Origin of the sequence: Winogradskyella pelagia (assembly GCF_017581965.1) — a bacterium.
In the GTDB taxonomy this organism is placed as follows: domain Bacteria; phylum Bacteroidota; class Bacteroidia; order Flavobacteriales; family Flavobacteriaceae; genus Winogradskyella; species Winogradskyella pelagia.
In genome coordinates this window covers 94,906-110,113 of the sequence record NZ_JAGEVF010000002.1, presented here as the reverse complement: position 1 = coordinate 110,113, position 15,208 = coordinate 94,906, and the positions used below count along the sequence as shown (strand labels likewise).

At 36.1% G+C, this 15,208-nt stretch carries 11 protein-coding genes; 1 reads left to right on the top strand and 10 read right to left on the bottom strand.

Annotated elements, in window-relative coordinates; translation table 11 throughout:
* Positions 1 to 20: 20 nt before the first annotated feature.
* From J4050_RS02875 to J4050_RS02855, 5 genes are read right to left on the bottom strand one after another with little or no spacing between them, the layout of a single operon-like run.
* Positions 21 to 959, bottom strand: a complete 939-nt coding sequence (locus J4050_RS02875; protein WP_208152448.1) for an L-histidine N(alpha)-methyltransferase — start codon at positions 957 to 959, stop codon at positions 21 to 23.
* Positions 960 to 2,126, bottom strand: coding sequence for an ergothioneine biosynthesis protein EgtB (egtB, locus tag J4050_RS02870; RefSeq protein ID WP_347879100.1), 1,167 nt, complete (start codon positions 2,124 to 2,126; stop codon positions 960 to 962).
* Between the two features lie 8 nt (positions 2,127 to 2,134).
* Positions 2,135 to 3,352, bottom strand: a complete 1,218-nt coding sequence (locus J4050_RS02865; RefSeq protein WP_208152447.1) for a bifunctional alpha/beta hydrolase/OsmC family protein — start codon at positions 3,350 to 3,352, stop codon at positions 2,135 to 2,137.
* Positions 3,353 to 3,378: 26 nt separating this feature from the next.
* Positions 3,379 to 3,660, bottom strand: coding sequence for a DUF427 domain-containing protein (locus tag J4050_RS02860; protein ID WP_208152446.1), 282 nt, complete (start codon positions 3,658 to 3,660; stop codon positions 3,379 to 3,381).
* Positions 3,661 to 3,672: 12 nt separating this feature from the next.
* On the bottom strand, positions 3,673 to 5,235 hold the full coding sequence (locus J4050_RS02855) for a protein adenylyltransferase SelO (RefSeq protein ID WP_208152445.1): 1,563 nt from the start codon (positions 5,233 to 5,235) through the stop codon (positions 3,673 to 3,675).
* Positions 5,236 to 5,339: 104 nt separating this feature from the next.
* On the opposite strand from J4050_RS02855, the gene J4050_RS02850 reads away from it, so the two are divergent.
* Positions 5,340 to 6,551, top strand: coding sequence for a Pycsar system effector family protein (locus J4050_RS02850; RefSeq protein WP_208152444.1), 1,212 nt, complete (start codon positions 5,340 to 5,342; stop codon positions 6,549 to 6,551).
* On the opposite strand, the gene J4050_RS02845 is transcribed toward J4050_RS02850, so the two are convergent.
* From J4050_RS02845 to J4050_RS02825, 5 genes are all read right to left on the bottom strand, one after another.
* Positions 6,548 to 8,920 (bottom strand): GAF domain-containing protein, encoded by a 2,373-nt coding sequence (locus J4050_RS02845; protein ID WP_208152443.1) that lies wholly within the window; start codon positions 8,918 to 8,920, stop codon positions 6,548 to 6,550. The genes J4050_RS02850 and J4050_RS02845 overlap by 4 nt on opposite strands.
* 87 nt (positions 8,921 to 9,007) lie before the next feature.
* Complete coding sequence (locus tag J4050_RS02840; protein ID WP_208152442.1) at positions 9,008 to 9,463, bottom strand: hypothetical protein; 456 nt, start codon at positions 9,461 to 9,463, stop codon at positions 9,008 to 9,010.
* A 13-nt stretch (positions 9,464 to 9,476) separates the two neighbouring features.
* Positions 9,477 to 11,603, bottom strand: a complete 2,127-nt coding sequence (locus tag J4050_RS02835; RefSeq protein ID WP_208152441.1) for a glycoside hydrolase family 97 protein — start codon at positions 11,601 to 11,603, stop codon at positions 9,477 to 9,479.
* 2 nt (positions 11,604 to 11,605) lie between these two features.
* Complete coding sequence (locus J4050_RS02830) at positions 11,606 to 13,276, bottom strand: alpha-amylase family glycosyl hydrolase (RefSeq protein WP_208152746.1); 1,671 nt, start codon at positions 13,274 to 13,276, stop codon at positions 11,606 to 11,608.
* A gap of 7 nt (positions 13,277 to 13,283) precedes the next feature.
* Complete coding sequence (locus tag J4050_RS02825) at positions 13,284 to 15,176, bottom strand: alpha-amylase family glycosyl hydrolase (protein WP_208152440.1); 1,893 nt, start codon at positions 15,174 to 15,176, stop codon at positions 13,284 to 13,286.
* Positions 15,177 to 15,208: the final 32 nt, after the last annotated feature.

Genomic DNA, 15,208 nt, shown 5'->3' with positions numbered 1-15,208 from the left:
TTAAATATAAGAAATGGCAACTACTTTACCCACAAGGCATCCGTGAAAAAATGCTTACAATCCAAAAAGTTACCGATAATCTTAAAATTTGACTTGTCAGCTAAGTTTTCGATTTCACCTAGGCTATATTTTTTTGAAAGTTCTGTCCAGATCAATTCATTATAATCAAAATGAAAGACGCTATTTAAGGCTTTTACCTGCACCTTCTGTGCCCTAAGACTTACAATGTAACTTCTTAAATCACCACTTATAGGATTGTAGTGGCAGTAAAAATCAAAATTATCTAGTTTAAAGTCAGCTTCTAATTCTCTATTAATTCTTACTAATAAATTTAGATTAAATCGCTTTGTAATACCGTGCGGGTCATAGTAAGCCTTGTGAATTACAATTGGATTTTTCTTAAGGTCAAAACCTAAAAGAAGTTTATCACCTTTCTTCATATTATCATGGAACAGACCTAAGAGTTCTTGTGCTTTGGCAACTTTATAATTACCAATATTAGACCCTAAAAACAAGAGCAAACTAGGGTATTGACTTGACTTATTAATCTTTAAAATTTCAAAATAATCACCAACCTTTGGTTTAATGGTCATCCCAGGTAATTTCTTCTTAAGATTCTCCGTTAAAATTGCAATGGCTTCTGAGGAAATGTCTACTGGTACATAATTGAAATTTATTTCATTCTTCACCAAATATTCTAAAAACTTAAAGGTCTTAAAACCATCACCGGCTCCCAATTCAACAATATTAAAAGGTTCTGAGAATTTTAATGCCTCATGAATATGTTTTGATTGCATCGATAATATTTCAAACTCAGCCGCAGTTAAATAATATTCGGGCATATTCATTATCTCTTGAAATATCCTACTACCAGTGTCATTATAAAAATATTTAGAGGATAGATATTTATCTTTAGCAGATAGACCTGCCAGCACATCTTGTGCAAATAGATTTGTCATTTATTTTACAAGTCTTATTCCCGAAAACAACCATCGCATTTCGGGTTGAAAAAAGTTTCTATACGTATGTCTAACATGATTTGCCGGAGACGCAATTGAACCACCACGAAGTACCATTTGATTAATCATAAACTTACCATTATATTCACCTAAAGCGCCATCGGGTTTATGAAAATTAGGATAGGGTAAATACGCACTATTAGTCCATTCCCATAGTTGTCCATAATTAATATAAGAACTTGCAACTTCCCACTCCTGCTCTGTCGGTAGGCGCATTCCATTCCATTGGGCAAAGGCAAAAGCTTCGTACAAACTAATGTGGCTTACCGGTAAGGCTTTGTCCAATTGCTTAAGCCCTTGTAAGGTATATTGCTTCCATTTTCCCTCGTCTTGGTACCAATACAATGGTGCTTTAATGTTGTGCTTCTGAATAAAATCCCAGCCGTCTGCATGCCAGAGATTAAAATCTGTATAGCCCCCTGATTCCATAAATTGAAGGTATTCGGCATTAGTAACCAAACGATTTGAGATTTCATATTGATGTAAATACACTTTATGGCTTCCCAACTCGTTATCCCAACAAAAATCCATATTCTGATGTCCAATATTATAGACGCCTTCAGGAATACTTACGAAATCTTGCTGTGTGTCTTCTTTTTTTAAGTCTATCGTGTAATCTAATACCGGAAAGGTAGGCTGAATACCAAAAATATATTTGATATCGTATATGAGTAATTCTTGATGCTGCTGTTCGTGTTGAAGCCCAATCTCTATAGTTTCATAAACCTTAGGTTCTATTATTTCATCTAAAAACTCGGCCATCTTTTTATTGACATAGCCACGGTATTCCAAAACCTCATGTAACGTTGGTCGCGTCATAGTCCCACGATTAGCTCTAACAACACGATTACCCACAGTGTTATAATAGCTATTGAAGAAATAGGAAAAGTCTTTATGAAAAACCTTGTAGTTTTGTTTATGGCTGCTGAGTACAAACTGCTCAAAAAACCAGGTCGTGTGCGCTAAATGCCATTTAGGTGGAGATACAAACTCTGCAGGTTGTGCCGAGACATCTTCTGGCTGTAAGGATTCACAAATGCGTTCGGTCTGACATCTAATGTTTAAAAAACGTTCTTTGGTTATGGTTTTGGCTACTTGTAACTGCACGTGAGAATTTAAATGATTTCTGTTTCAAAGATGACTTCACTGGCAATGGTTTTATGCACGGGACAACGTGAAGCAATCTCCTTTAATCGTTCTTTCTGAGAATCATCTAAGTTACCTACAAATTTTAATTTTTTACTAATGTGATCTAAATATTTTGGTTTTTCTACCTCAGCTCGAAGATCATCACTGTGCTTTCGAGAATGTGATATATATATAAAAACTTCATTTAAATCCCATTGTTTTCGTTCTGCGTATAGCTTTAAAGTCATAACTGTACAAGCAGCTAACGCTGCATTAAGGTATTCATAGGGAGATGGCCCAAAATCATTTCCGCCAATTTCTTCAGGTTCATCAGCCGTAAAGGTGTGATTCTTGGTTTGTATAAATGTGGTAAAATTATCTTCTACAATATTAAGATGAGCAACCAATTGCTCGCCTTCCGTACTCAACATGGTGTTTTCAGTCTTAGGAAAATACCGTTTTGCCCAAGTTCCGATAACTTCACCGACATACTGACTGTCCGTTTCTCGCGTTAGCAAATGATCGGCGGCGTCTAAAGTAACAAAGCTCTTAGGGTGATGTGCATTGAGATATAAGTCTTGGGCATTTTCAATACCCACAATCTTATCAAAAGGTGAATGCATTATAAGTAATGGCTTTCTAAGATTTTTTACAATAGTCTGCAAATCTGTTTTATCAAACTCTGAAACAAAATTTTCATCAATTTCAAAAGGGCGGCCACCTATATTTATCTTAACCTTGCCTTTCTCCTTTACATCTTCAATAGCATGTGAAAATAAGTGCTTTACATGACCAATAGTTGCTGGTGCTCCAACAGTGGCTATTGCTTTAACCGCAGCCAATTTAGAACCCGCAACAAGAACTGCTGCGCCACCAAGTGAGTGCCCGACTAATAGTGATGGCGCTTTATAATTGTCTGTCATAAACTGATGCACATCAATAACATCCTCTACGTTGGCTGAAAAATGACTGTCTGCAAAATCACCTTCACTTCGTCCCAAACCTGTAAAATCGAATCTCACTACCGCAAAACCATCTTGGGTTAAGGCTCTGCTCACATGCCTTACTGCATTTAAACTGCTACTGCATGTAAAACAATGGGCAAAAATGGCGTAGTAATTTGGCTTCTGATTTGCTGGTAGTTCTAGATGTGCATTTAAAGTAATCCCCTTACGGTTCTCTATTTTAAGTTTTGTACTGTTCATTTTATGCCGAATATATCAGTATCTATTTAGTCTTCAATCTGCACGCCTCTCCAAAACGCTACATGATTTTTTATGCCTTTTGCTAATTCTGACACCTCAGGATAGTACCAAGCTGCATCTTTATTTCGTTTACCATCTACTTCAATGGTGTAATAGGATGCCGTACCTTTCCAAGAGCAAACGGTGTGGGTTTCACTAGATTTAAAGAATTCTTTGTATAAACTATCATGGGGAAAATAGTGATTACCTTCAATAACAACGGTTTTAGAACTTTGAGCAATAATTTTATTATTCCAAATTGCTTTCATAATTAATTAGTTTTAAGAGCTACAAGATAACATGGAACACCCTACTTTATGCCTTGCCCATTCTGGACGTTTTGCAAACCATTGCTCATTTTCAGTTTGCTCGTCGTAAGGGTTTTTCAAAAGATTAAACAGTTGGTTTATTAAACCATAATCGCCTTCATCAGCTTTATCAATCGCCAATTGTGCCATATAATTTCTAAGCACATATTTCGGGTTGACTAGATTCATTTTTAGTTGTCGTTTGTGGTCTGTAAACTTTTCCATCTTCAATCTTTGGTCGTAGGCTTTAAACCAAACTTTCCATTGTTGTTCTATTTTATCTTTAATATCGTTTTTATTATAAAAGGCCGCTTCAACAATTTCCAATCCTTTTTCTGGTTTACCCCTTTTATAACTACCTAACTGTCTGAAGAAAATCGTCATATCTGTTTCAGATAAAGAAAGACTGTCTTCTAGGTCTGAAATGAGCTTTTTATCCTCCGCATCACGACTTTCTAAACCTAATTTGGAGCGCATTATGTCGAGTGATTTACGCTCAAAATTGTTTTGATATCCTTCAAGAATAGTTTCAAAAGGCTCGGCCTCCTCCACCAATGGATAAAGGGCATTTGCAAGTTGCAATAAATTCCATAGTCCAATATGGGGCTGATTTCCGAATCGGTAGCGTTTATTTTGCCTATCTGTAGTGTTTGGTGTCCATCCAAAATCAAAATCCTCTAACCAGCCGTAAGGGCCATAGTCAATGGTTAATCCCAGAATAGACATGTTATCCGTATTCATAACACCATGCACAAATCCCACCCGTTGCCAATGCACAATCATGTCCAAGGTTCTATTGCTAACCTCCCTGAAAAAAGAGATGTAAGTCTTTTTTGAAGGTTTGCCAAGTTCTGGATAGAAATATTTTATCGTGTAGTCCAATAACGCCTTTAAAGTTTTGTAGTCTTGCCTTGACGCAAACAATTCAAAATTTCCAAAACGAATAAATGTTGGTGCAACACGGCACACTATAGCACCTTTCTCATATGCTGCATTGCCGTCATAGAGCATATCCCTCAGTACGTCATCACCAGAAAGCATTAGTGATAAAGCTCTTGTAGTTGGTATACCTAAATGAAACATGGCCTCACTACACAAATATTCTCGTATTGAGGAACGCAAAACGGCTAAGCCATCACCTTGTCTGGAGTAAGGTGTTTCACCTGCACCTTTGAGTTGAAGTGCCCATCTTTTATTGTTATGCTCTACCTCAAATAAATTTATAGCTCTACCATCACCTAACTGTCCTGCCCAACTACCAAATTGATGCCCTGCATATGCCATGGCATATGGTTTAGTTCTTGGATAAATTTTTGTACCTGAAAAAACTTTTAAAAAACTATCTGAGCTTATATCTCTGCAAGTTAAACCCAACTCTTTAGCAAGCTCTTTAGACCCATGAATTAGCTTTGGATTGGAGGGGGTTTTTGGCATTACAAAGGAATATGCAGCTTCGAAAACCTTCCTTCTAGTGTTTTCTTTATTACTATCAGCAGGTAGTTCTACATTAAAAGAATCTGAAATATTTAGATGCATGGATATTATATACAAGAAGATTTTAATAGGTCTTCAGCGAAGTTACAAATCGCATAGTATTTAGACCATAAATAATTCTTAAATTAGGACTTTTAAAAATCTATATGGAAAACATCATAAATGAGGCAGAAGCCTTTGTTACCCGGTATTTAAATGAAAATCTAGATTCTAATTTTGTATACCATAACTTAGCACACACACAACGTGTGGTTGCTAAAACAAAGGAACTTACCGAAGAAGATGATTTAAACGATATTGAAAAGCAACTCCTTTTAATTGCAGCCTGGTTCCACGATACTGGCTTTACTAAAACCATTAATGGTCACGAAGAGGAAAGTGTGAAAATAGCTTCATCATTTTTAAGAGACCATAACATTGACGAAGAACATATTAACACGGTAGGCAAGATTATTTTGGCTACAAAAATGGAAAATAAGCCAAAAAGCAAACTAGAGGGATTAATTAGGGATGCAGATTCAGCCCATATCTCAAGTAAGAAGTATGAAAATTACGCTTCGCTTCTCCGCAAAGAATGGGAACTAACCTTAGGCAAAAAGGTCACCAAATCAGAGTGGATTCAAGAAAATGTCGACTTTTTAACAAATCATACATTTCATTCAGAAATAGCGATGAAAAAATGGCAAAGTCGAAAGGGAAAGAATTTGGCCAATTTGTTACAGAGTCAAAATAAAATCAAGCTGAGCACTGAAAAGCTCAAACAAAAAAAAGCTGAGTTAAAATTCAAAAAAGAAAAACTAGATTTACCAGATCGCGGTATAGAAACTATGTTTAGGGTAGCTCTGAGAAACCATATTACCTTAAGTGATATTGCGGATACAAAGGCCAATATTTTACTTTCTGTAAATGCGATAATTATCTCGGTTGCATTGTCTAATCTATTACCAAAGTTGGACAACCCATCTAATTATTATTTGATATACCCAACATTAATTTTCTTGGCTTTTACTGTAATCTGTATAGTGCTATCGGTAATGGCGACGCGCCCTAACGTTACCAAAGGAGAGTTTACAAAAGAAGATGTAGCTAATAAGAAGGTTAACTTACTATTCTTCGGAAATTTTCACCAAATGCCACTAGGCGAATTTGAGTGGGCCATGAAAGAAATGATGCAAGACAAGAACTATCTTTATGGCTCATTAACCAAAGACCTCTACTTCTTAGGCTTAGTGCTAAACCGAAAATACAATCTACTTAGAATAACTTATAGCGTTTTTATGGTAGGAATTGTAATAAGTGTAATTGCTTTTGGAGTGGCTTTTGCCATTGCCGAACAGTCGACCCAAGCACTAATTTAAACGTTAATTTCTTTCATTAAGTCCTCGTAGGTAAAAAACGCTTTATCGTCTTGGTCTTTATGATAAAGCACACTAACCCGGATTGCTTTCAGACCTGTAACTGCCTGTAAATCTTCCAGTTCAACAATTTCTTCATCATTATCTAAATAATTCCGCTCCTGTAAAAACTTAATATAGCGTAAGTACTCTCTCTCATCTTCTTTTTGAGAATAGACTATCGTAATTTTACCCTTTTGGGTTACACGCTCTTTTGTACCTTTGACAAAAGCCTTATCTACACGTTTTTTCACAATTTCGTATCTAGCATTATAGGTGCCGTCTACGTCAAATTGCTTCTCGTCCATTCTAAAGCTAATTGTAAGTGGCTGATTAAAGACTAAAATCATAGAAGCCACATCTAGACTGACAGGAAACTGAGACTTCATCAAATAATAGGCGTTTTCCATTTCTATCATAACTTGTAATTGCCACAACCTTAAATTGTAGAGATAAATAGGATTAAAGCTATCTTCCTTAGTTATAGATTCCCCAATATACATGTTGTGCTCAACACCATCTGTCTTATAACGCTCAAAATAGTGCGGATACATCAATTGAGCCTCTCTTTGTTTCTCATCTAATAAAATAGCCATTTCTTTATTGATATTTGAAATGGTATCATCAAAATCTTTTCTATGTTGATAGACAGAGTTGGTCGTTTTATCAATTAAATCTAAATACTTATCCACTTCTTGTTTAAGCGTATTTGTTTCTAATACGTGGTTAAGTACAGGTTCTATTTCTTCTCTTATAAATGAATTTATTTGCCTTTCTGTATCAACTTGAAAATTATTATCTAGATAATCTATATATTTATTTATTTGAAAAATATATTGCTCGTAAATAGGCAAATCTCTTTGTTTCTTAGCTTTTTTGACTAATGCTTTTATTGCCTCAAGCTGTAGTTGCAAGTCATTTTTTGTAGCTAGATTTCTGGCTTTCGATGACCCCTTTATATCCATCTGACCGTAAAGAGGATATACATCTTTAAAGGCTATTTTATTAAAAACAGGTTCATCTCCGTTTAACTGGTCCTTAATATAGTTTTTGGCTTCCTTTTCAAAACGCCAATGAACGCTATCGTGAATGGACGTGCATTCTTTTTGGATTATAGCCTTTATAAGATTCTCTTCCTCATTCTTAGACCGCTCTACAGCGGAAACTATAAATGGCATTACATCTACCAGTTTATTAGCATTAATGCTGTTTAAGACCTTTGGAACTTCCGACACTATTTCTAAAATACCCATTAGACCATCTTCATTGGCAATAGGTGCAAAAATGGCACTTTTTATTCCCTGCTCATGCATTGAGGAAATATGTGGTGCTCTACCTTTAGCTTTTTTAAAGGCCGACTCTACATCTGAAACAGAAAAATATTTATTTTCCTTAAGCAGTTTCTCATAAGACCACATGCATAGAGCATCCTTACATGATGCAGAATTTCTCTTATTTAATAGAAAACTTTCAATGCCATTACCATGAACCTGCTCAAAGGTTTCTTCATCTTCATTGTAAATAGAAAAACCTACCTTAATATTTTTTAAACCAAGTAAGGATCTAAAAATATCATGAAAATCTTTCATAAAAACCTCATCCTGTCTTTTATTCTCCTGAATCAAGGCTGTCTTTATGTTGGAAATAGACTGATCATCTGTAACATCAAAAATGTTACAAATTAGAAAGCCTTTAAATTCATAACTATCAACAGGAAATTTCTCTTTCCATAGCTCGATATTTTCAAAATTATCAAGCAATTGGTTAAAGTCACTCTCGGTAATTTTAACGGCATTTTCTTTTGGCTTTATCTCAGTAAAGTCAGCATTATATAAAATTTTATAATACCGCATGATGCCATTGGCATCTGGTATTTCATAAAAGAAAGGACGCTTAAAATTAAGGTCATAGCCATAACATGCTTTTAAAATAATTGAGCTCGCAATGATATAAGTTTGGTCCGTTGGCATATTTTTAACCTTAAGCTCAAAATTTTGACCAGCATTGCTCAAAATATCCTTGAAACGCTGAGAGGATTTAAAAATATGGTTATAAAAGGGTACCTGAGCTGTTTTAATTTCATTAGTGGTCAATAAACTGCTAAAAGCGTCTTGAAGTAGCATATCTATCTCTTCTCGGTATGTTTCCAAAAGATCTAAATCGCTAAAACCATCTCGTAAAATGGCATGTTTTTGCGCCATGTTTAATACCTTGTTCGCATGCTCGGCAATATGAGAACTACTAGAATTTTTTAGTTGTTCGTATTGCTCCAATAAGCGATTGAAGCTCACCTTCATTTCAAAAGGTGATTCTGTGTTAGCATTTATGTCCATTACAACGACTTTTAACTTAGCAAAGTTACTAATAATAAAAATAGTCGCTTTAAAGGCGACTATCTTACAGTTTTTGTATTGTATGTTCTAGAACCCTAAGTGACCATAGGTCCAATTTGTTCCATCACTGACAAAAATAAGTGTTTTGGTGATGTCTCCACCGTCACCAGCTGTATCAGAAGTCATTGTAATTGGTGCTGCAGTAGCGACTCTGCTGTCTCCCGGAAAAAATTGACCGCCATTGCTATAGATTAAAGCATTTTCAGTATCTGAAATATTTCTAAGGATATATATTCTACCAGGTACTGCCATTGCATTAGGCAATAAGAATTCTACATTGAAAGCTGTTGGTGTAAGATTCAAGTAAATCCCTTCATCAATTGGAGTTGCAGCTCCACCTGGTCCTCCTGCATAATTCACGACCATTAATGACAAATTTCCATTAATATCTAAGGTACTCAGTGGTGTATCTGTGTTAATACCAACTTGAGCATTAAGACCAAATCCAATACACAGCAAAAAAGTTATAATAATCGTTTTCATTGGGCTATACGTTTTATGTTTTTTTTAGACTTATGGCAAACCCACCACCTTCAGCCAGTCTTATATTTAGTTTAAAGGTATTGGTTATGGTTTGCTTTTCAATTTTTAAATCAAGAGGATTATCATCCCAGTGTGCATTTTCACCGTCACTATAAATCGTTGCCTCATAACTTTGACCATCCTCCAGAAAATCAAATTCTATTTCTAAAGTTAGTGAATTCTCATCAGTGATACCACCTAAAAACCAGTTTCCTGTTTTGCGTTCTTGTCTTGCAATAGTCACATAATCACCAACTTCTCCATTTAAAATTAAAGATTTTTCCCAATCAACACCAACATCTCGGATAAACTGCAAAGGTTCTGGGTTAGCTTCATAATGCTCCACCAAATCAGCCGCCATTTGCACCGGACTATAAATCACAACATACAACGCCAATTGCTGCGCTAAGGTGGTGTTGACTTGATTGTTCTTTCTGTATTCATCAAATTTTATATTGAAAATTCCTGGTGTAAAATCTATTGGTCCGGCCAACATTCTAGTGAAGGCTACAATAGGTAAATGTTCTGGTGGATTACCGCCATCACCAGACCAAGCGTTAAACTCTTGTCCACGTAAACCTTCGCGCGAAATAATATTGGGATAGGTCCGTCTTAATCCAGTTGCTTTTATGGGTTCATGAGCATTAACTGCCACTTGGTATTTAGCTGCTTTAATCGCGGCATTGTTATATTGATTCACCATATATTGTCCATGATGGAATTCGCCTTTGGGCAAAATCTTTCCAACATAACCAGATTTTACTGCATGCATACCGTACTTCTGCATTAAGGCATAGGCTGTATCTTGTTGTTTCTCGTACGTTTGTGTAGCTGCGGATGTTTCATGATGCATTATAATTTGTACGCCTTTCTCTTTGGCATAACGTGTGACCTCATCTAAATCGTAATCAGGATACGTCGATACAAAATCAAATACACCTTCGCGGTCCTCGAAACCAATCCAACGTTCCCAGCCTGTATTCCAACCTTCAACCAAAACACCATCAATGTTATTTTTTGCCGAAAAATCTATAAAGCGTTTTACATTTTCGGTTGTGGCACCGTGTTTTCCATGTGCTTTTCCTGTATCAGTCCATTTCCCGTCAACTAGTTCCATACCGTAATCCCAAGAGGATTTTCCCAAATGCATTTCCCACCAAACACCGTTATATTTCATTGGTGTAAACCAAGACACATCACCTAATTTATTGGGTTCATTTAAATTGACAATAAGATTAGATTCGATTAAATCTGGTGCATTATCAGTGATTTGAATGGTGCGCCAAGGGGTTGTAAATGGTAAACTGCGTTTGACTTTATACGACTTATTTTCAGAACCGACTAAGCTGCTTTTTAAGTTTAAATCTTCAGTATCTACTTTCAAGGTCATACCAGAATAATCTACTAAAGCTGCCTCATGAAAACTTAGATGTATGCCGTCTTTACCAACCATAGTCACTGGCGTGTTTACAGAATTTTCAGGAATGTAACTCTGCGCTAAATTGGTTTTTGGAATGTACGATTTGGCATCAATCTTAGAAAGCTTTGTTGTGCTGTACAAATGCTCATAAATATCCCAATCACCAGGAATCCAAAAGGTTTTATAATCTTCGGTTAAATTAAACTCGGTATGTTCGTCTTTGATTAAAGCCTCTTTCCAACCGTCTTGTTCTGGAAATTCATAGCGAAAACCGATGCCATCGTCATAGACTCTAAATTCAATATTGACTTTACGATTAGGCGTACTGGTTTCTTCAAACTGTGCTTTAATAAACTTATAATTATTCTTAACATTGCGTTGTTCACCCCAAGGCATGTCCCAAGTTTCATTAAAGCTATTTATCCTAACACTAGTTACTTTTAAATCCTCCTTAATTGGTTTTGCATTAACAAATTCAAAAGCTAAATACGAGGTGTCAATGACTGTTTTATCATCAAATTGTACTTTATAAAAAGGAAGTCCTAGGTTATCCAATTCTAGCTGTACAGCTATTCGACCATTAGGTGATTTCACACTTAGTTGTGCTGTATTATCATTTCCTAAATTACAAGACAAGCATAATAATACGACTAGTATAATGGAAAACAGTTTTAGTTTCATGTCTATTTCTTTTCAAGTAATACGATATCAAATTCTGAATTGATTTTGACTTTTCCATCTACAACCGTAACATCTTGATTGGAATACGCATCGTGAAGCGCAGTGCCATCTTTATAGACTTGTGATACATCTAAAGCCTTTTCACCAACACCCAATTCTAAACCTACAGCCACAACATCATTGACATCGCCTTTTTTATAGGTTCTTTTGAATAAATATGGCGATTCAGAAAGCATTTGATGCTCACCAGCACCAACGGCAGGATGTTTGGCTCTAAACTGACCTAACTTTTGCCAATGTGAAAGGATTTCTGAATTGTTAACTTTATCTTCCCATTTCATAAAGGAACGTAAGTTGGCATCACCTTCAGCACCGTCAACTTTTAAAATCCGAGCAAGCTCATCACCATAATAGACTTGTGATGCTCCAGGAGCCAATAGTAATTTCGTGGCCGTTTCTAAAGGTTTTTTACGCATTGGATCAAATGGGCTACCATCATCGTGAGAGCTCATATAATTGAGCACGCTAAAGCCTTTTAAGTCGGTTTGTAGTATTTCGTTATATTTAGAAAACAGCTTCTCTATTTTCATCTGCTTGGCGTTCCACTTAAATTCAAAATTGATTTGACTTGTGAACATATTGTCAAAGTAGTTGACTTTTTTATCGCCAAAATCAAACGCTTTTCCTGCTGAAATGCTATAATTATAAACTTCACCAACCAAGTAGAAATCGTTATCATCTAATACCTTTTCTGGGTTGTTTGATTTATATTCAGCAAATGCATAATCACATTCAGTTTTAAATTCTTCCCAAACAAAAGGTTCTGTATGCTTCACTGTATCGCAACGGTAACCATCAACACCAAACTCCGTGATATAATCGGTTAACCATTTCATGATGTAAAATCGTGGGGCGCGTGGATGACCAGTTCTTTCAAAAAATTCATCTAGTTCTTTAACTTCTTGTTCATAGCGTCCTTCTGCTTTCCATTTTTCAACTAATTGAGGTGGTAAATCCACATTCTCATTAGACTCTGTTCTTATATCAGGAAGATTCGCCACTAACGTACAACTCACTGTATTTTCATAATTATCATAGCTACATTGCTTGTCTGTGCGTACCCAATCATTTGGCCATACTGGGTCTTTTTCTGTTACTGGCCCAGTGTGGTTAATCACAGCATCTAAAAGAATTCTAATTCCTTTTGAGTGGGCTTCTTTTACCAATTCATGTAAATCTTCTTTAGTACCATAGTTAGGGTCAATTGCTGTCCAGTCTTTTGCCCAATACCCATGGAATCCATAGGTATTCCCTGTGCCTTCATTGGTTGCGCCATGAATTTGTTCAACTATAGGTGTCATCCAAATAGCATTAATCCCTAAATCGGTAAAATAGCCTTCTTTCACCTTTTGGGTAACACCTTTGATATCGCCACCTTCAAAACCGCGAAGTACTGCTGTTTCTTTGGTTCTTTCAAAATTAATATCGTTAGAAGTATCGCCATTATTGAATCGGTCTGTCAATAAAAAATAGACATTGGCGCCTTTCCAATCGAAAGGAACATTATCAACTGTTGGCTCTTCAACATGTGCCTTAATGTCTTCAGATTTAGGTTTGTCTTTACAGTTTGATAGCATAGTGCTAATTAGAATTAGGATAAGAAGTTGTTTCATCATATTACTAGCTTATTTTTAAAATAAAGGATTCTAAAGGTTTTATATCTATACGAACAGAAGCCTTTCCATTTTCAACGTTTAAGGTGGAATTATATTCATCGTATAACTGGTCTATGACTTGGAATTCGCCATCTTTCAAATTTAGTTTTTGCACCAAACCTTCTGGTAATTGTAGCTCAAATCCATAGGTATTCTCTGCATTGAAATTTGAAATGATGATTAATCGTTCATCATCCGACCAACGCACAAAACTTAAGACCTTATCATTATACCATTCGGTATTCTGTTGATTATACAAATGAATATCTTGATAGTCTCCCATTAATGCAGAGCTGTTAATCGTGAAATTCAACAAGCGTTTGTAAAAATCCCGAAGTTCTTTTTCTTCTTTTGTCGATTGGCCGCCGTCAAACTGTTTGTTATTGACCCAACGCACCATACTTGGTACGGACCCATAATCGAAAATTGATGTGCGTGTTGGGTCACCAAAGCCTAAATCTTCAGCACCTGGTTCGCCAAATTCTTGACCGAAATACACCATAGTTGGTGCCGTTGTTGATGTTGCCGAAACCACCATTGCTGGTTTACCTTTTTCAGCACTACCTGCAAAATCAGGACTAGCAATACGTTGCTCATCATGATTTTCTAAAAAGTGAAGCATGTGATGTTCAATATCAGCTAAATCATCAAAAATTGGAGGCACATTATCGGTTTTTCCATGGCCTTGCATCACGTGTTTTAAAGTATCGTACAACTGAACCTTGTCATACAAATAATCCATTTTACCTTTTTTAATGTAATCGCGATACATTGCTGGATTATATACTTCAGCTAATAAAAAGGCATCTGGGTTTTTCATTTTGATGTGTGAATTCATATAACTCCAAAACTCGACTGGTACCATTTCTGCCATATCAAAGCGGAAGCCATCCACACCTTTTGCTGTCCAGTACAAGGCTATGTCCTTGAATTTTATCCAAGAACTTGGAACGGTTTTATCGCTCCAAAATTCAAAATGTGTTTTGTAATCTTCGTTGTCAAAACCTTCTGGTAATTCATTAAAATCTTTTTGTCCATCAGGACTTACACCATAGTTAACCTTAACAGTTTCGTACCAATCATTCATGTCGGGTTGTGACGCACGTGAACCATTACCTGTCCATTTTGCGGGATTTTCATCAAACTTACCGTCTGCCATTGGGTGGTCTTCACCACCTAAGGGTTGATAGCCATTTTTCCATTCTGGGACTTTAAAGGCTTCGCCGGGATTGTAATAGAAGTTGTTGTTAACGTCGTAAGTCACTGACTTATTATCTTCGGCGCCAAAATCTGAAGTTCCCTCTGGATTGGTTAAACTTTGATAATTTCGTGCGACATGGTTGGGCACAATATCGATTAACAACTTTAATCCAGCTTTATGGGTACGTTCGATTAAAGCTTCAAACTCTTGTAATCGGTTGTCAACATTTTCGGCTAAATCTGGATTAACATTATAATAATCCTTAACCGCATAAGGCGAGCCTGCGCGACCTTTAACGATATCTGGGTCGTCGTTTGAGATGCCATATTTAGTATAATCTGTAATGACATCGTGATGTGGCACGCCAGTGTACCAAATATGGGTAACACCTAAATCTTTGATTTCAGCCAAGGCTTTTTCCGTGAAATCATTAAACTTTCCAACGCCATTTTCTTCAAGTGTTCCCCAAGGTTTGTTGTTGGTATTAGTGTTTCCAAATAAACGCGTGAATACTTGATAGACGACTTCTTTTTTCTTCATATGGGTTTTCATGTCTTCAACAGAGTTGCTTGTTGTGGGTTGTTCTTTTGGTTCGTTTTTGCATCCTACTATAGTTAATAGTGCAAGTGTTAATATGGAAAGAATTTGTTTCTTCATGTTTTGTGTCTTCAATTATGAGATTTCTCGTC

Bases quoted from the DNA above. Each gene is read 5' to 3' on its own strand.
- J4050_RS02860 (WP_208152446.1), bottom strand. From the start codon at position 3,660: ATGAAAGCAATTTGGAATAATAAAATTATTGCTCAAAGTTCTAAAACC.
- J4050_RS02825 (WP_208152440.1), bottom strand. From the start codon at position 15,176: ATGAAGAAACAAATTCTTTCCATATTAACACTTGCACTATTAACTATA.
- J4050_RS02850 (WP_208152444.1), top strand. From the start codon at position 5,340: ATGGAAAACATCATAAATGAGGCAGAAGCCTTTGTTACCCGGTATTTA.
- J4050_RS02840 (WP_208152442.1), bottom strand. From the start codon at position 9,463: ATGAAAACGATTATTATAACTTTTTTGCTGTGTATTGGATTTGGTCTT.
- J4050_RS02830 (WP_208152746.1), bottom strand. From the start codon at position 13,276: ATGAAACAACTTCTTATCCTAATTCTAATTAGCACTATGCTATCAAAC.
- J4050_RS02865 (WP_208152447.1), bottom strand. From the start codon at position 3,352: ATGAACAGTACAAAACTTAAAATAGAGAACCGTAAGGGGATTACTTTA.
- J4050_RS02875 (WP_208152448.1), bottom strand. From the start codon at position 959: ATGACAAATCTATTTGCACAAGATGTGCTGGCAGGTCTATCTGCTAAA.
- J4050_RS02835 (WP_208152441.1), bottom strand. From the start codon at position 11,603: ATGAAACTAAAACTGTTTTCCATTATACTAGTCGTATTATTATGCTTG.
- J4050_RS02845 (WP_208152443.1), bottom strand. From the start codon at position 8,920: ATGGACATAAATGCTAACACAGAATCACCTTTTGAAATGAAGGTGAGC.
- J4050_RS02855 (WP_208152445.1), bottom strand. From the start codon at position 5,235: ATGCATCTAAATATTTCAGATTCTTTTAATGTAGAACTACCTGCTGAT.